The organism is Roseovarius mucosus DSM 17069 (assembly GCF_000768555.3).
Taxonomy (GTDB): Bacteria; Pseudomonadota; Alphaproteobacteria; order Rhodobacterales; family Rhodobacteraceae; genus Roseovarius; species Roseovarius mucosus.
In genome coordinates this window covers 179,369-195,932 of sequence record NZ_KN293991.1, presented here as the reverse complement: position 1 = coordinate 195,932, position 16,564 = coordinate 179,369, and the positions used below count along the sequence as shown (strand labels likewise).

Sequence of the window (16,564 nt, the reverse complement as noted above, 5' to 3'; positions counted from 1 at the left end):
GCACCTTGCGCGTTGACGTCTTGCGTGCTTTTCCAGCTTGGGCTGATGTTCCCGGATATGTCGCGATTACCCTGATCATGCAGGTCGTCATGCCGATGGCGGCCATCGGCGCACTAGGAATGGGGGGCGGGCTGTCGTCAACTCTCGGGATCGGGGTGGTGTTGGTGCTGGCAGCCGCCCCGTTGACCGGCAGTCCGGGCTTGACGCTGATGGTGGGTGGTGATCCCGCGCCTGCCTTGCGACAGCTGATCATCGGCACGATGCTCTTGCCATTGACGGTGTTGCCGGTGTTCTGGGTGATGCCGGTGTTTGGCGGCCCGGCAATGGTGGCTATCGCCGCGGCAAAGCTTCTTGGGGTGATTGCCGTTGCGGGGCTGCTTGGCCTGATCCTGCGCAGGCACGTGGGGTTTCTTCAATCTCTTCAAGGGGAAAGGGCGGTTGAGGGACTGATTACCGGGGTCATGGCAGTGGTTGTGGTTGGGTTAATGTCGGCTGTCGGTCCGGCATTGCTGACGGCAAGTCCTGACCTGTTGCGCACATTGGCTTTGGTCTTTGGCCTGAATTTCGGGGCCCAACTTGTGGTGTTTCTCACCGTAGATCGGTTTGGCCGGGCTGCGACGGCACCGCCGCTTGCCATCATTGCCGGGAATCGCAATCTCGCGCTATTCCTTGGGGCGCTGCCAGTGGACACTGCCGCTGACCTGCTGCTTTTCATCGGCTGCTATCAAGTGCCGATGTATGTCACCCCGTTGGTCATGGGACCGGTGATGCGCCGAAGAACAAACAGGGCGTCAGATACGGGGTCTTAGCTATCTGATGATTTACAACCCCAGACAGATTAAACCTTTGGACACTTTCAGTTGCACCTTTTACTAGGCCCTGTGGTCTGATATGCTGCGTTTGTCGACCAAGGTGCCGTTTTATTGATAGAAATACCAATCTCTTGATGAGAAACGGGTTTCGGACCCTGAAATGGCCCCCGCTATCGTGTACCGCCTAGCGGTACCGTTTCAACTTATGGTTGTGTTTCCCAAAACCTGAGCGACCCCACCGATCGAGGGCAGAGTGAGAAATATGAGTATACAGCCGCGTTTCGACGCGACCTCGGACAATGGGCCTGGGAATGGCCATGATGCTTTGCGCGCTCAAAAACGATCCAAGTCTGGGTTTGCAGTCACCGCAGTGCTGCTGAGCCTCGGGGTCGCGATTGTTGTGTTTGCCGCGGCGGGTTTTGTCCTCTCGTCGTTGTGGTGGGCCATTCTTGTGGCTTATGCGGCGCAGGTCAGCTTTATACTCGTGATGCTTGGTGGGTATTACATGCGCATCACTGCGAGAGAGCCAAAAAGCCCCTATGACGTTGAGAGCTGGGACGGGATCCCTGATCGGATCATTGATACCGAACCGCCTGTCTGGTTGTCCTATCGGCCGAGGATGGATGGGCTGAGCCGTGTGCGGCGGGTGGCGGTGAGTGCGGCGAGTGACCGGAACAGCCGTAAATGCTGTGAGTGGCTCGCCGATTACGATTGCGAGGTGCATCTGTGTTCGGACCACGACACGTTGATCGGGGACCTGATTGCGAGGCCAGAGCGGTGGTCCTTGCTGATTGTTGATGTCGATCACATTGGTGGGCTAGGTGCGGTGCCTCAAGAGCTGGAGTATATCCGCAGCGGCCTTGCACAGGTGCCGGTCATCCTGATGAGCAATCGCGCGGAGAAGGACACCCTCGACATTCTGATCCCGCGGAAACAAAATATGGTGTTAGCCAAGCCGTTCTTTCGCAAGTGTTTGTTCACGGCAGTTGAGAAGCTCAACCCTGTCACAGCACAGGATGGGCATTGAGAGAAGGGCCGCGTCCTGCTAAGGGAGGGCAACATTATCCCTTCAGGAGGTTTTCATGGCCGAACATGAAAATGGCACCGCACAAGCCGGGCCACAAATGAAAATGAACATCCTATCGCAATTCATCCGCGATATGTCCTTTGAGAACGTGCTGGCGCAGCGCGGCACCGGGGGAGAGGTGCAGCCGGATGTTCAGGTATCGGTAAACCTGGACGCCAAGAAGCGTAGCGTGGAACATCAATATGAAGTGGTGGTCAAATTGACCATCAACTCGCGGAACAAGGCCGCGAACGAGGTTCTGTTCGTGCTTGAGCTGGAATATGTCGGCGTTTTCCACATTGAGGGCGTGCCGGATGAGCAGCTGCATCCGTTCCTGTTGATCGAATGTCCGCGCATGGTTTTCCCATTCATCCGGCGCATCGTCAGCGATATCACGCATGACGGCGGCTTCCCGCCGCTGAACCTTGAGAATATTGATTTCGTTCAGCTTTATCGCAGCGAAATTGCCCGCCGTCAGGCGCAGGCCGCAGCCCCCAAGGCAGACGCCTAAGAGGGTTTTCGCCAGAGAGCAGCGTCGCCCATCTTGTCCACAAAGGCCTGATGGGCGGCCGCCTCGGACGCGGTCAGACGCGGGGCGAGGGGCGTCGGGCGCGGCATGGGCCGCCACGTGGCTGTTTCGGTCAGCCCACCAGATTTTGTGGCTGGACCTGTTGCCAACACGAAATCCGGCTGTCGGCCGCCGATCAGCTCCAGATAGACCTCGGCCAGTATCTCGGAGTCCAGCAGGGCGCCATGCAGGGTCCGTGCGGAATTATCTATTTGAAATCTGCGACATAACGCATCTAGAGAGGCTGGAGAGCCGGGAAATTTCTTGCGGGCGATGGCAAGAGTGTCGATGGCCTGATCCCAAGGCAATTGCGGCAGTTTGAGCCAACCCAGTTCGGCATTAAGAAATTTCATATCGAAGGCGGCATTGTGGATGACAAGCCGTGCGTCCTGCACGAAATCCAGAAATTCCTGAGCAATTTCAGCGAACAAGGGCTTGTCGCGCAGGAAATCATCCCCCAGACCATGCACGGCAAAGGCCTCTTCCGGCATGGCGCGCTGGGGATTGATGTATTTATGGAAAGTGCGGCCCGTCGGCATGTGATTATAGAGCTCGACAGCGCCGATCTCGACGATGCGATCGCCGGATTCTGGTTCAAAACCAGTGGTTTCCGTGTCGAGGACGATTTCACGCATGGGCCACCCTTTGCCGTATGTCACGCAGGACAGACTGCACCTGGGCGCGGGCAGATTCAAGGGTGTCTGTCGTGATCACGTAATCGGCGCGGGCACGCTTTTCTGCATCAGGCATTTGTTTTTGCAGGATATTTTCAAATTGCTCGGGCGTCATTGTGCCGCGTTCGAGAACGCGGGTGCGCTGCGCCTCGGGGGGGGCGCTGACCACGACGGTGTAATCCATGCCCTTATCTGCACCGGTCTCGAACAGGAGGGGAATATCGAGCACGACGATGGGCGCTGTCTGTGTAAGGTCTGTAAGGTTCTTACGGTGATTTTGTACAAAATCCGCACGGTCGCGCGCGACGAGTGGGTGCACGATGGATTCGATCCGGGCAAGCGCCGAAGGATCAGCCGTGATGATCGATTTGAGCCGCGCGCGGGAGATGCCGCCCTCGTCGACCGCCTCGGGAAAAACCTCGGCCAGGGGTGCCACGGCTGCGCCGCCGGGGGCGTAGAGGCGATGCACGGCGGCATCGGCATCCCAGACCGGACAGCCCTCTTGGTTGAAGAGACGGGCGGTGGTTGACTTGCCCATGCCGATCGAGCCGGTCAGGCCGACCAGAACGGTCATCGCAAAACGGCCGCGCGGGTGGCGCTATCGACAATGGGGCGCACACCGAACCAGCGCTCGAAGGCTGGCACGGCCTGATGCAAGAGCATGCCAAGGCCATCGACGGTGACGCAGCCCATTTTCTCGGCCTCGATCAGAAGCTGGGTCTTGAGGGGCGCGTAAACCAGATCCGTGACCAAGGCCCCGCGCCGCAAGCCATCGAGCGGGACACGTAAGGGGGGTTTGCCCAACATACCGAGAGAGGTGGTGTTGACGACGGTCACGGCGTCTTCGAGCATATTTCCGGCCTGAACCCAATCGACAACGGTCAGACGCTTGCCAAATTCGGATTGAAGTGCCTCGGCGCGGATGCGGGTGCGGTTGGAAATGAATATCTCTGGCACACCGACATCGAGAAGCGAGGCGACAACCGCCCGGGCAGCGCCTCCGGCACCAAGGACGGCGGCTGGCCCGGCCTCTGGTCTCCATGTGGGGGCGTTTTGGCGCAGGTTCTGGATGAAACCGTAGCCGTCGGTATTGTCGGCATGCAGTTTGCCGTCCTTGCGGAAAATGAGCGTGTTGGCCGCGCCGATCAGGGTGGCACGGTCGGTTACGAGATCGGCCAGGGCAAGCGCGCGTTCCTTGTGCGGGACGGTGATATTGACGCCGACGAAGCCCAGTTTAGGCAAGGTTTGTAACACTTGCGCCAGATCGTCAGCGCCAACGTCCATGGGAATATAGTATCCCGCGATTCCATTCGTTCTGAGCCAGTGGCCGTGCAATTGCGGCGATTTCGAATGGGCGACGGGCGATCCGATCACGCCTGCCAGTGGAATTCTGGCCAGAGGCTGTTTGTCATCGCTCATTGTTGCAGGTCTCCTCGGAGGGTGAGAAAGGACAAAAGATCGAGCAGCGGCAGGCCAAGAACCGTAAAATAATCACCATCGACGCGAGAGAACAAGCGAACGCCTTCGGCCTCGAGCTTGTACGCGCCGACGCTGTCGGCAATATCAGGCCAGTTGCGGGAAAGGTAGCCATCGAGCCAATCGTCGGAAAACGGGCGCACCGTCATGCGCGCCGTGCCGATATGCCGCCAAAGCGGGCGGCCCGCCTGACAGATCACGACCGCAGACAAAAGATCGTGACGCTTACCCCGCATGGCGGAAAGCTGAGCGCGAGCCTCATCGACAGTTTCGGGCTTGGACAAAAGGGTACCGCCCAAGTCGAGCACCTGATCGCAACCAATCACGAGCGCGGCGGGATGGCGGGCGCTGATCTTGGTTGCCTTGAGCTCTGCCAGCGCGTCGGCGATGTCACGCGGTTTGGCCCCTTCGGCGAGAAGCGCGGCACGCACGCTTTCTTCGTCCACGCGGGGTGTCGCGGTCTCGAACGCGAGGCCCGCGTTACGCAGAAGGCTCTGGCGGATGGCGGAGCCTGAGGCGAGGATCAGAGGGGCGTTCATGTGGATAACCTGCGGAATAACGTAATGGAATGTCTAGGAACAATTACGGGAGAAATCCATCCCGTGCGCGCGGCTGGGGACAAGAGCGAATTCCGGGAAAATTCCACCTGAGTTTTGCGGCTGTGGGAAAGAATAACTGGAGGGTTGGGATAGGTCGGATCTGGCAGAGTTATTCACAGAAGCGAGGGCCTAGGCGTGGGACATTCAATTTTAGGATCGCATTGATATTAAACACGAAAGTGGAGATTTTCGATAGAGTCCAGAGAGATGCTGGAAATCCGTCACCACAGTTATCCCCATGGGGATAATCCTGTGGGGTTGCTGATTATCCACAGACTTGGAACGCCCTACATCCAACTACATCCTTTCTTATATCTTACTTAATATTTAAGAAGACCAAGAATGGATCGGAGCGCAGCATGAGTGATATTTTGAGCTTGGCCTACCCTTGGATCAAGGCGCTGCATATCATGTCGGTGATCGCGTGGATGGCAGGGTTGTTTTATTTACCGCGTCTGTTTGTTTATCACACGGAGCAATCACAGCCGGGGGATAGCCGGGACGCAGTATTTCAAGTGATGGAATACAAGCTGTTGCGGTATATCATGCAGCCGTCAATGATCGCGACCTGGGGTTTTGGTCTGTTGCTTGTGATGACGCCGGGGATTGTCGATTGGGGATCGGTCTGGCCCTATACGAAATTTGCGGGTGTGGTTGTCATGACGTGGTTTCACATGTGGCTGGGTCTGCGGCGCAAGGAGTTTGCGCGGGGTGCCAATACCCGCACGGGTCGGCAGCACCGGATCATGAACGAGGTGCCGACACTGGCGATGGTGGTGATCGTGTTGTCGGTCGTCGTGAAATTCTGAGCTGGATTGACGCGGAGGGGCCTGTTGCCTATGTAGGCGCTGGGCCGCCGTTCTGGTGGCTGTCGAATCCCCGTTTCTGACCATAGGCCGCATCCGAATTCGGGTGTCACCAGAGGATTTCCCATGTCCGAAGACCGTTTGAACCTGTCCGATCTCAAGGCGCTGAGCGCCAAGGAGTTGTTGACGATTGCCGAAGAGTTGGAGATCGAGAACGCCTCGACCATGCGCAAGGGCGAGATGATGTTTTCGATCCTCAAGGAGCGGGCCGAGGAGGATTGGACCGTTTATGGCGATGGGGTGCTTGAGGTGCTGCAGGACGGCTTTGGCTTTCTGCGGTCGCCGGAGGCGAATTACTTGCCGGGTCCGGATGATATTTATGTCTCGCCCGACATGATCCGGCAATATTCGTTGCGGACCGGGGATACGATCGAAGGGCAAATGAAGCAGCCCGATGAAACCGAGCGGTATTTCGCGCTGACCTCGGTGACGCAGATCAACTTCGAGGCGCCGGAGCGGGCGCGGCACAAGATCGCGTTTGACAACCTGACGCCGCTCTATCCTGATGAGCGGTTCAAGATGGAAATCGAGGATCCGACCATCAAGGATCGGTCCGCGCGGATCATCGACCTTGTTGCGCCCATTGGGAAGGGGCAGCGGTCCTTGATCGTGGCGCCGCCGCGCACCGGGAAGACCGTTCTCTTGCAGAATATCGCGCATAGCATCGAGAAGAATCACCCGGAGTGTTATCTCATCGTGCTGCTGATTGACGAGCGGCCCGAAGAGGTGACGGACATGCAGCGCTCGGTCAAGGGCGAGGTGGTGAGTTCGACGTTCGACGAGCCGGCGACACGGCATGTGGCGGTGTCGGAGATGGTCATCGAAAAGGCCAAGCGGTTGGTCGAGCATAAGCGGGATGTTGTGATCCTGCTCGATTCGATCACGCGCCTGGGCCGCGCCTATAACACGGTGGTACCGTCGTCGGGTAAGGTGCTGACCGGGGGTGTGGATGCCAATGCGTTGCAGCGACCGAAGCGGTTCTTTGGGGCAGCGCGGAATATCGAAGAGGGTGGATCGTTGACGATTATTGCGACAGCCTTGATCGACACCGGTAGCCGGATGGATGAGGTGATCTTTGAAGAATTCAAGGGCACCGGCAACTCTGAAATCGTTCTGGATCGCAAGGTGGCGGACAAGCGCGTGTTCCCGGCGATTGATATTCTCAAGTCGGGCACGCGGAAAGAGGACCTGTTGATTGACAAGGGCGATCTGCAGAAGACCTTTGTTCTGCGCCGGATTTTGAACCCGATGGGGACCACGGATGCGGTCGAGTTCCTGTTGTCGAAGCTCAAGCAGACGAAGACGAATGCCGAGTTTTTTGACTCGATGAATACCTGAGTCGGAGCGGAAATGGAGGTGTCCGGATGGACACGGTCTATGCCTTGGCCACAGCGCAGGGGAAGGCGGGGGTTGCGGTTGTCCGTGTGAGTGGGCCCTGTGCCTTTGACGCGTGCGATCAGATCTGTGGCGACGTGCCCGAACCGCGCCGCGCGGCCCTGCGGGTGCTACGGGACGGCAATGGTGAGCGTCTGGATCAGGCTCTGGTCCTGACATTCGCAGAGAAGCAGAGCTTCACTGGTGAGGAGACGGTGGAATTTCATCTGCATGGCAGCGCAGCGGTGGTTGCGGCTGTTCTTGACAGGCTTGGGCGGATCGAGGGGCTTCGGCTGGCGGAACCCGGTGAGTTCACGCGCAGGGCGTTGGAGAACGGACGGCTTGATCTGGCGCGGGTTGAGGGGCTTGCGGATCTCATTGATGCGGAGACTGAAGCACAGCGCAAACAGGCGCTGCGGGTGTTTTCCGGCGCCTTGGGTGAAAAATGCGAGCGTTGGCGCGGTCTTTTGATCCGCGCGGTGGCGCTTTTGGAGGCGACGATTGATTTTGCGGATGAGGAAGTACCGGTTGACGTCTCGCCCGAGGTGACGGGCTTGGTGCGTCAGGTTTCTACGGCGTTGGAGCAGGAAATTGCAGGTAGCCGGGTTAGCGAGCGGATTCGAATCGGATTCGAAGTTGCAATCATCGGTGCGCCAAATGTCGGAAAATCAACGCTTCTGAATAGTTTGGCGGGGCGGGAGGCGGCGATCACCTCGGAATATGCTGGGACCACGCGCGATGTGATAGAGGTGCGGATGGACTTGGCGGGGTTGCCGGTGACGTTGCTCGATACCGCGGGCTTGCGAGAAACGGCGGATGCGATTGAGTCCATTGGCATCGCGCGGGCGCGGGCGCGAGCGGATGCGGCCGATTTACGGGTATTTCTGGTAGAGGCTGGACAAGAGCCCGAAATGGAGCCGCGAGCGGATGATATCGTTGTGTGGGCCAAGGCGGATTTGCTGGGTGACGCGGGGAACGCTGTTTCAGGCAAGACCGGATTGGGTGTTGGCGCGCTGGTGGAGAGGATTGGGCAGGCATTGAGTGCGCGGGTGGCCAATGCCGGCATTGCGACGCGGGCAAGGCACCGGCAAGCGATGGAGCGCGGATTGTTGGCTTTGCAGGCGGCTCTGGACATTCTTCCTCGTGGGGAATCCGTGGCGGAGGTGGCAGCGGAGGAGTTACGTATAGCTATCCGCGCTCTTGATTCTCTGGTAGGACGAATAGATGTTGAGATGGTTCTCGACGAGATTTTCGCCAGCTTTTGCTTGGGTAAATGAGAGGTGTTTCACGTGAAACATTTTGACGTCATCGTGATTGGCGGCGGGCATGCCGGTGTCGAAGCTGCGCATGTGGCGGCACGGATGGGGGCGCGGACAGCGCTGGTGACGTTGAGCCGTGGCGGAATTGGCGTAATGTCCTGCAACCCGGCAATCGGGGGGCTGGGCAAGGGACATCTGGTTCGTGAAATCGACGCTCTGGACGGCGTCATGGGCCGAGTTGCGGATCGGGCGGGCATCCAGTTTCGTCTTTTGAATCGACGCAAAGGTCCCGCAGTTCAAGGGCCAAGGGCGCAGGCGGATCGCAAGATTTATCGCGACGAGATGTTGCGCGAAATGGAGGGCTGCCCAACCTTGGATATCGTTGAGGGGGAGGCCGCAGATTTTCTGACGCAGGGCGACCGGGTGGTCGGCGTGCAGCTGGCGGATGGTAGTGAGATCGCTGGTTCCGCGGTGGTGTTGACGACGGGTACTTTTTTGCGTGGTGTGATTCATATTGGCGACGAATCCTATCCGGGTGGTCGAATGGGAGATCGCCCGGCCATACGTCTGGCGGAGCGCATGGATGGATTTGGCCTTCCGATGGGGCGATTGAAGACTGGCACGCCCCCGCGGCTGGACGGCAGAACGATTGACTGGTCGCGTTTGGAGGAACAGCCCGGGGACGATGAGCCTGTCCTATTTTCGTTTCTGTCGAAAAGCCCCATGGCACGGCAGATTTCCTGCGGGATTACCCATACGAATGAGCAGACCCATGCTATTATCAGGGAGAATCTGAGCAGATCTGCGATGTATGGCGGTCATATCGACGGGATCGGGCCGCGTTATTGCCCGTCAATCGAGGATAAGATCGTTCGATTTGCCGATAAAGCATCGCATCAGGTGTTTTTGGAGCCAGAAAGCCTCTCTGATCAAGTGATTTACCCGAACGGAATTTCAACATCCCTACCTGCATCGGTGCAAAAGGCCTACGTTCGCTCTATTCTGGGCCTCGAGCAAGTTGAGATTCTGCAGCCAGGGTATGCGATTGAATATGACTATGTGGATCCGCGCGCGCTTGATAGCCGCCTGGCGGTTAAATCCGTCCCCGGGCTTTTCCTTGCGGGGCAGATCAATGGCACCACAGGATATGAGGAAGCTGCGGCGCAAGGACTGGTTGCAGGTCTGAATGCGACGCTGGAGGCGAAAGGGCGCGATCCGGTACATTTTAGTCGAACAGACAGCTATATTGGGGTGATGATTGATGATTTGACCACCCGTGGCGTCAGCGAGCCCTATCGGATGTTCACGTCACGCGCGGAGTTCCGTCTGTCGCTGCGTGCGGATAACGCCGATCAGCGGCTTACGCCTCTGGGTATTGAGCTCTGCTGTGTGGGTGCCGCGCGCCGCGCCGTATTTGATGACAAGATGGAGCGGTTGGTGCAAGGTAGAGAGCTGCTGGAGGCGGCGAGTTACACGCCGCGTCAATTGGCTGAAAGCGGTCTCAGGGTCAATCAGGACGGTGCGCGGCGCAGCGCCTTTCAGGTTCTGTCTTTTCCTGATGTCTCTTTTGCCGATCTCCTGCGGCTTGATCCACAATATGGCGTGATTGATCCCGAGTGTCAGGAACAGCTTGCACGCGACGCTCTTTATGTCAGCTATATCGACCGGCAGGCCCGGGATGTGGCGATGATGAAACGGGATGAGGCGCATTCCATTCCCGAAGGATTTTCCTATCGGCGGATCGAGGGGCTGTCCAACGAACTCAAGGGGAAGCTGGAGCGGGTGCGTCCGGAGAACCTCGCCCAGGCGGCTCGGATCGAAGGGATGACGCCGGCAGCGCTGAGCTTGATTCTTTCCAAGTTGCGTCAGGCCGCACGGGAGAAGATCGCGTGACCGGCTTGCCGGATGTTTCACGTGAAACACAAGAGCGGCTAGAAATCTACGGGGATTTGCTGACCAAGTGGAACCCGCGCATCAACCTGGTTTCAAAAAAGAGCCTGGAAGAGATGTGGACCCGGCACTTTGCCGACTCGGCGCAGATTTATGCGATGGCCCCGCATCCCGTCGACCATTGGGTCGATATGGGATCGGGGGGAGGCTTTCCAGGTTTGGTGGTTGCGATTCTGGGCCGGGACCGCGAGTCGCCGCGACGGGTAACCCTGATCGAATCGGACGCTCGAAAGGCGGCGTTTCTGCGGGTTGTCATCCGTGAAGCAGGCCTCAATGCCACGGTCCTCAACGAGCGGATCGAGAAAACAGAGCCGCAACATGCAAATGTGCTCTCGGCGCGCGCGTTGACCGACCTGAACGGGCTGTTGGCTTTTGCTGAGCGGCATTTGGCGCCGGACGGTGTTGCGCTCTTTCCCAAAGGTGTAAGCTGGGAAAATGAGCTGACCACTGCCGAAAGAACGTGGTGTTTCAACCATCGACTTGTTAAAAGTGCCACAGAAGACGGTCCCGTCATTTTCGCCATTACAGGAGTGTCCCGTGCCTGATCCGACGCGCCCCGAAGGACCGAAAATCATCGCGATTGCCAACCAAAAAGGCGGGGTGGGAAAGACGACGACGACCATAAATCTGGCGGCGGCGCTCGCAGAAACGGGCGCGCGCGTGCTGATCGTTGATCTTGATCCGCAGGGTAATGCCTCGACCGGGCTTGGGCTTGAGGTCGCCGCGCGGCGCGTCACGGTGTACGACCTGTTGCTGGAAGAGGCGCCTCTGGGCGAGGTTATCCAGCCTACCATGCAGGATGGGCTCTCGATCATTCCGTCCACGGTCGATCTTTCCTCTGCGGATATTGAGCTCATTTCGAACGAAAAACGCAGCTTTCTGCTGCATGATGCCCTTCGGCAGCCTGCGATGGATGCGTATGCGTTTGATTACGTGCTGATCGATTGCCCTCCGTCGCTCAATCTTTTGACGGTGAATGCGATGGTTGCGGCGCATTCTGTTCTGGTGCCGCTACAGAGCGAGTTTTTTGCCCTTGAGGGCCTGTCGCAGCTCTTGCTGACCATACGCGAAATCCGGCAGACCGCGAATCCGGCGTTGCGGATTGAGGGGGTCGTGTTGACAATGTTCGACTCGCGCAACAATCTCTCCACGCAGGTTGAGCAGGACGCACGCGACAACCTGGGCGAGCTGGTGTTCCGTACCAGGATCCCGCGTAACGTGCGCGTAAGCGAAGCGCCGTCTTATGCGATGTCTGTGCTACGTTACGATCCGCTGTCCAAGGGGGCGCAGGCTTACCGCGATCTGGCACAGGAACTGATTGAAAACACGGCGCGAATCGCCGCCTGATCAAAGGGAATCGGCTATGACCGGCAAAAAATCTCAACCGCGTGGTCTGGGCCGTGGGCTGTCAGCGTTGATGGCGGATGTCACGACAGAGGGTCCGGAGCGCCCTGCCGATACGCCACGGCGCCCAGATCTGTTGGTGCCGGTGGAAAAAGTCCGGCCCAATCCAAACCAGCCGCGACGCGATTTCGACAGCGTGCTGCTCGAAGATCTGGCGCGCTCGATTGCGGAAAAGGGCGTTTTGCAGCCACTGATCGTGCGTCCCATCGCGGATCGGGAAGGAGAATATGAAATCGTCGCCGGGGAACGCCGCTGGCGGGCGGCGCAAATGGCCAAGCTGCATCAGATCCCTGTTCTGGTGCGTGATTTTAACGATACCGAGGTTCTCGAGGTTGCGATCATCGAGAATATTCAGCGCGCCGATCTCAATCCGGTGGAAGAGGCCTTTGGCTATCAGCAGCTGATGCAGAAATTTGGCCATACGCAGGAACGTCTGGCTGAGGCGCTTGGCAAGAGCCGGAGTCACATCGCCAATTCGGTGCGGCTTTTGTCGCTTCCCGACGAGGTCTTGGGGTATGTGCGCGAGGGCAAGCTGTCTTCGGGCCATGCGCGTGCGCTGATCACGCTGGACGACCCGGCTGCCGCGGCCCGGCAAGTGATTCAAAAGTCCCTGTCCGTGCGTGACACCGAAAAGATGGTCAAGACCGGAATCGGTAACATTTTCATGGAAACCGGACGCTCAGCCAAGCCGCGTAAGGAAGTTCTCAAGGATGCCGACACGCGGGCGCTCGAGGATGATTTGTCGGCCAGCCTTACGATGAAGGTCGAGATTGAGCATGTTCCGGGGCAAGAGAATGGCCGGATCACCATACATTATGCGTCACTCGACCAATTGGATCGCCTGATTGGTATGCTCAGTATTTAATCCGGCAAGAGATCACGAATCACCGCGTTGAGCACCGCGCGCCCCGCGCGGGTTGCGCGCAAGCGGTGACCGTGCGTTTCGATCATGCCAATGGACTTGAGGTGCTTGATGGCGCCTTCGTCCAGCGGCTTTCCCCCAAGCGACGCAACCCGTGCCGGATCAATTCCATCCGTGATCCGCAGACCCATGAGCAGGTATTCCACAGCCTGATCCGGACCGGATAGAATATCCCATGTTTCGCTTGCTTGGCGATGTTCAACACTGCCCAGCCATTTGCCCGGAGCGCGAAGCGCCTCGGTCGCGTATTTACGACCGTCGCGGGTGAGTCGGCCATGCGCACCGGGCCCGATGCCGATATAATCGCCGTAGCGCCAATAGATCAGGTTGTGCCGTGATTCCGCCCCGGGGCGCGCGTGGTTCGATACCTCATAGGCGGGCAGGCCCGCGGCCTCGCAGATGTCTTGCGTTACCTCATACATTTCGGCGGCGGTATCGTCCTCTGGCAAGCCGCGCAGTCGGCCCGCCGCGTAGCGATCGCCAAAGGCGGTGCCGGATTCGATGGTGAGCTGATAGAGAGACAGGTGATCGGCCGCCATCGAAAGCGCGTCACGCAGTTCGGATGCCCAATCCGAGAGGGATTGATCCTGACGGGCATAGATCAGGTCGAAAGAGACACGCGTAAAGTTTTCTCTCGCTATATCAAAGGCTTGCCTTGCTTCTGAAACGCTGTGGATACGGCCTAACCGTCGAAGATCGCGATCGTTCAACGCCTGAATGCCCATCGACACGCGGGTAATGCCCGCTTGGGCAAAGGCACGAAATCGTCCGCCCTCGACCGAACCGGGGTTCGCCTCGAGTGTGATTTCCGGATCATTGGCCATGGGCCAATGCTGTCTGATACGGTCCAGAATTGCCGCCACCGTTTCGGGTGCCATCAGGCTCGGCGTGCCCCCGCCGAAAAATATTGTGTTCAGCACCCGATCGGGCGCCAGCGCCGCGTAACGGTCAATTTCGCTCAGATAGGCCGCGCACCAGCGATCTTGATCGATCTGCCGCGCGACATGGCTGTTGAAATCGCAATAAGGACATTTGGCCTCGCAAAACGGCCAATGGAGATAGAGGCCAAAGCCACCCTGTTGCCAATCCTCAGCCAAAACAGCCAGCGACCAGTTTACGAAAGGCGTCTGCGCGATGGCTGATGCGATTCTTTTGCGATGCCGTCATTTCAGCAAAGGTCAGATCATGGCCAAGAGGCTGGAACATCGGATCATAGCCATGCCCCTCCGCGCCCCGCGTGGGCCAGACCACCCAGCCCTCGATCGTGCCCTCGAAAACTTCGTCATGCCCATCAGGCCAGGCCAAGACCAGGGTGCAACAAAATCGCGCTGTCCAGGGCTGTGGTTCCTTGCTGTCCAAGAGCGCATGATGGGCACGCAGCATCGCCTTGTTAAAGTCACGCCCAGTCTCTGTTTCGGCCCAATCGGCCGTATAGACGCCAGGTGCACCGTCGAGCGCGTCAATTGCGATGCCGGAATCATCCGAGAGCGCGGGTAGGCCGGTGGCCTGGGCGGCCGCATGGGCCTTGATCCGCGCGTTCCCGACAAAAGTCGTCTCTGTTTCGGCAGGTTCCTGCAGGCTAAGGGCTGCCGCGCCGACCACCTCGACTCCGTAAGGCGCCAGAAGCGCACGAATTTCGTCGAGCTTGCCTGCGTTATGGGTGGCGACCAGCAGCCGGTCGTCGGTGAATTTACGCACCCGTCGCCTCGCGCTGTATCGCGACCAATTGGTCGATGCCCTGTTCGGCCAGATCAAGCAATGCGTTCATCTGGTCGCGGCTATAGGTTGCACCTTCGGCACTCATTTGCACTTCGATCAGGCGCTTGGTGCCGGTCATGATGAAATTGCCATCGACCCCGGCCTCGCTGTCCTCGGGGTAATCGAGATCGAGAACGGGCTGGCCGGCGTAGATGCCGCAGGACACTGCGGCCACCGGGTCGGTCAGCGGATCGCTCAGTACGTCACCCGTCTTCATCAGTTTTTGTACCGCCAGTTTGAGTGCGACCCAGCCGCCGGTGATCGAGGCGCAGCGGGTGCCGCCGTCTGCCTGAATTACGTCGCAATCCACCGTGATCTGACGCTCGCCCAATGCCACGCGGTCCACACCTGCGCGCAGGCTGCGGCCGATCAGGCGCTGGATTTCAACGGTGCGTCCGCCCTGTTTGCCTGCTGTTGCCTCACGGCGCATGCGGCTCCCGGTCGAGCGGGGCAGCATGCCATATTCCGCCGTGACCCAGCCCAGCCCTGAGCCTTTGACAAAGGGCGGCACACGCTCTTCGATGGTGGCGGTGCATAGAACATGGGTATCGCCCACCTTGATCAGGCAAGAGCCCTCTGCATGTTTGAGAACGCCTGTTTCAATTGAAACGGAGCGCATTTCGCTTAAATTTCTTCCCGACGGCCGCATGACAGGTCCCTTTCCTTGGTCGCCCCGGGATATATGGGCTAGGCCTCCCATGGCAACCCCGATTGACCTTTGGCCGTTGCGGTCCTTAATAGCTCAAGAGACAGGAAGCCAAGCAGATGACAGACGCCGCCTCGATCCTTGAACAGCTCAATGACCGCTCACGCGAGGTGTTTCGCCGCGTGGTCGAGAGTTATCTGGCCAATGGTGATCCGGTCGGGTCGCGCACCCTGACCCGTGATTTCAGCGAAAAGGTCAGTGCCGCCACAATCCGCAACGTGATGCAGGACCTGGAATATATGGGTCTCTTGGGCAGTCCCCATATCAGCGCCGGTCGGATACCCACGCAAGAGGGCCTGCGTATGTTCGTCGATGGTCTGCTTGAGGTCAGCAATCTAGAGGCCACGGACCGGCAGGCGATTGATGCAACAGTGGGCAGCAATTCGCAGGATGTCGGCGGCGTGCTGGACCGGATCGGGGCGGCGCTTTCTGGTGTGACGCGGGGTGCATCCTTGGTGCTGGCACCCAAACATGAGGCCCCGATCAAGCATATCGAGTTTGTGAGCCTTGGTCATGATCGCGCGCTTGTGGTGTTGGTGTTTTCCGACGGTCATGTCGAGAACCGGATTTTCACCCCGCCGCCGGGGCAAACACCCAGCTCCATGCGGGAGGCTGCGAATTTTCTCAATGCGCTGATCGAGGGCAAGACCCTGTCGGATTTGCAGACAGTGATCGCGCGTCAGATCGCGGCGCGGCGGCAGGAGATTGATCAGCTTGCCCGTGATCTCATTGATAGCGGACTTGCCGTCTGGGAGGGCGAGGGCGACAAATACGAGCGATTGATCGTGCGTGGGCGCGCAAATCTGCTGAGCGGCGCCCCTGAGGAAAAGGATCTCGAGCGGATTCGCATCCTGTTTGACGATCTCGAACGCAAGCGCGACATCGCAGATTTTCTGGAACTGGCCGATGAGGGGGCCGGTGTGCGCATTTTTATTGGCTCCGAGAACAAACTTTTCTCACTTTCGGGTTCCTCTTTGGTGGTCTCTCCATATATGAACGCTGACCGTAAGATCATCGGTGCAGTGGGGGTTATCGGCCCCACGCGCCTCAATTACGGGCGGATTGTGCCGATCGTGGATTACACGGCGCAGCTCGTGGGCAAACTGATCTCCGACCGGAGCTAGAGGTGA

Annotated in this window: 18 protein-coding genes; 11 read left to right on the top strand and 7 right to left on the bottom strand. The window is 58.7% G+C overall.

Features of this window, described 5'->3' with window-relative positions:
* The first annotated feature begins 20 nt into the window (after nucleotides 1-20).
* From ROSMUC_RS18680 to secB, 3 genes are all read left to right on the top strand, one after another.
* On the top strand, nucleotides 21-809 hold the full coding sequence (locus tag ROSMUC_RS18680) for a flagellar type III secretion system protein FlhB (RefSeq protein WP_245875238.1): 789 nt from the start codon (nucleotides 21-23) through the stop codon (nucleotides 807-809).
* Between the two features lie 373 nt (nucleotides 810-1,182).
* A complete protein-coding gene (locus ROSMUC_RS18675) occupies nucleotides 1,183-1,839 on the top strand; it encodes a hypothetical protein (protein ID WP_245875237.1) in 657 nt (218 codons plus the stop codon).
* Between the two features lie 55 nt (nucleotides 1,840-1,894).
* On the top strand, nucleotides 1,895-2,389 hold the full coding sequence (secB, locus tag ROSMUC_RS18670; protein ID WP_037276206.1) for a protein-export chaperone SecB: 495 nt from the start codon (nucleotides 1,895-1,897) through the stop codon (nucleotides 2,387-2,389).
* Here the strand turns inward: secB and dnaQ are convergent.
* From dnaQ to ROSMUC_RS18650, 4 genes are read right to left on the bottom strand one after another with little or no spacing between them, the layout of a single operon-like run.
* On the bottom strand, nucleotides 2,386-3,081 hold the full coding sequence (gene dnaQ, locus ROSMUC_RS18665; protein WP_037276204.1) for a DNA polymerase III subunit epsilon: 696 nt from the start codon (nucleotides 3,079-3,081) through the stop codon (nucleotides 2,386-2,388). The two genes, secB and dnaQ, sit on opposite strands and share 4 nt — an antisense overlap.
* Nucleotides 3,074-3,694: a dephospho-CoA kinase gene (coaE, locus tag ROSMUC_RS18660; RefSeq protein WP_037276202.1), complete on the bottom strand. Its 621-nt coding sequence runs from the start codon at nucleotides 3,692-3,694 to the stop codon at nucleotides 3,074-3,076. Before coaE ends, dnaQ begins: the two co-directional genes overlap by 8 nt.
* Nucleotides 3,691-4,539 (bottom strand): shikimate dehydrogenase, encoded by an 849-nt coding sequence (locus ROSMUC_RS18655; protein WP_037276200.1) that lies wholly within the window; start codon nucleotides 4,537-4,539, stop codon nucleotides 3,691-3,693. The genes coaE and ROSMUC_RS18655 overlap by 4 nt, the downstream gene beginning before the upstream one ends.
* Nucleotides 4,536-5,135 (bottom strand): Maf family protein, encoded by a 600-nt coding sequence (locus ROSMUC_RS18650; protein WP_037276197.1) that lies wholly within the window; start codon nucleotides 5,133-5,135, stop codon nucleotides 4,536-4,538. Before ROSMUC_RS18650 ends, ROSMUC_RS18655 begins: the two co-directional genes overlap by 4 nt.
* A gap of 419 nt (nucleotides 5,136-5,554) precedes the next feature.
* Here ROSMUC_RS18650 and hemJ point away from each other — a divergent pair, with 419 nt between their 5' ends.
* From hemJ to ROSMUC_RS18615, 7 genes are all read left to right on the top strand, one after another.
* Nucleotides 5,555-6,004 (top strand): protoporphyrinogen oxidase HemJ, encoded by a 450-nt coding sequence (gene hemJ / locus ROSMUC_RS18645; RefSeq protein ID WP_037276194.1) that lies wholly within the window; start codon nucleotides 5,555-5,557, stop codon nucleotides 6,002-6,004.
* Nucleotides 6,005-6,127: 123 nt separating this feature from the next.
* Nucleotides 6,128-7,399, top strand: a complete 1,272-nt coding sequence (gene rho, locus ROSMUC_RS18640) for a transcription termination factor Rho (protein ID WP_037276190.1) — start codon at nucleotides 6,128-6,130, stop codon at nucleotides 7,397-7,399.
* A 26-nt stretch (nucleotides 7,400-7,425) separates the two neighbouring features.
* Nucleotides 7,426-8,712 carry a tRNA uridine-5-carboxymethylaminomethyl(34) synthesis GTPase MnmE gene (mnmE, locus tag ROSMUC_RS18635; RefSeq protein ID WP_037276186.1) on the top strand — a complete coding sequence of 429 codons (1,287 nt, stop codon included), beginning with the start codon at nucleotides 7,426-7,428 and terminating at the stop codon, nucleotides 8,710-8,712.
* A 12-nt stretch (nucleotides 8,713-8,724) separates the two neighbouring features.
* The gene (gene mnmG, locus ROSMUC_RS18630; protein WP_037276850.1) at nucleotides 8,725-10,587 is read left to right on the top strand and encodes a tRNA uridine-5-carboxymethylaminomethyl(34) synthesis enzyme MnmG; all 1,863 of its coding nucleotides are present in this window, start codon (nucleotides 8,725-8,727) and stop codon (nucleotides 10,585-10,587) included.
* On the top strand, nucleotides 10,584-11,189 hold the full coding sequence (gene rsmG, locus ROSMUC_RS18625; RefSeq protein WP_037276183.1) for a 16S rRNA (guanine(527)-N(7))-methyltransferase RsmG: 606 nt from the start codon (nucleotides 10,584-10,586) through the stop codon (nucleotides 11,187-11,189). Before mnmG ends, rsmG begins: the two co-directional genes overlap by 4 nt.
* Entirely contained in the window at nucleotides 11,182-11,991 is an 810-nt protein-coding gene (locus ROSMUC_RS18620) for a ParA family protein (RefSeq protein WP_037276181.1), read from the top strand. Before rsmG ends, ROSMUC_RS18620 begins: the two co-directional genes overlap by 8 nt.
* A 16-nt stretch (nucleotides 11,992-12,007) precedes the next feature.
* Nucleotides 12,008-12,913 (top strand): ParB/RepB/Spo0J family partition protein, encoded by a 906-nt coding sequence (locus tag ROSMUC_RS18615; protein ID WP_037276178.1) that lies wholly within the window; start codon nucleotides 12,008-12,010, stop codon nucleotides 12,911-12,913.
* On the opposite strand, the gene hemW is transcribed toward ROSMUC_RS18615, so the two are convergent.
* The 3 genes from hemW to rph are packed head-to-tail and all read right to left on the bottom strand — an operon-like array spanning nucleotide 12,910 to nucleotide 15,377.
* Nucleotides 12,910-14,067 carry a radical SAM family heme chaperone HemW gene (gene hemW / locus ROSMUC_RS18610; protein WP_037276173.1) on the bottom strand — a complete coding sequence of 386 codons (1,158 nt, stop codon included), beginning with the start codon at nucleotides 14,065-14,067 and terminating at the stop codon, nucleotides 12,910-12,912. The genes ROSMUC_RS18615 and hemW overlap by 4 nt on opposite strands.
* A complete protein-coding gene (gene rdgB, locus ROSMUC_RS18605; RefSeq protein ID WP_037276170.1) occupies nucleotides 14,060-14,668 on the bottom strand; it encodes an RdgB/HAM1 family non-canonical purine NTP pyrophosphatase in 609 nt (202 codons plus the stop codon). The genes hemW and rdgB overlap by 8 nt, the downstream gene beginning before the upstream one ends.
* A complete protein-coding gene (gene rph / locus ROSMUC_RS18600; protein ID WP_037276169.1) occupies nucleotides 14,661-15,377 on the bottom strand; it encodes a ribonuclease PH in 717 nt (238 codons plus the stop codon). The genes rdgB and rph overlap by 8 nt, the downstream gene beginning before the upstream one ends.
* A 116-nt stretch (nucleotides 15,378-15,493) precedes the next feature.
* Between rph and hrcA the strand changes: the two genes are divergently transcribed.
* Nucleotides 15,494-16,558 carry a heat-inducible transcriptional repressor HrcA gene (gene hrcA, locus ROSMUC_RS18595; RefSeq protein WP_037276167.1) on the top strand — a complete coding sequence of 355 codons (1,065 nt, stop codon included), beginning with the start codon at nucleotides 15,494-15,496 and terminating at the stop codon, nucleotides 16,556-16,558.
* The last annotated feature ends 6 nt before the right edge of the window (nucleotides 16,559-16,564 follow it).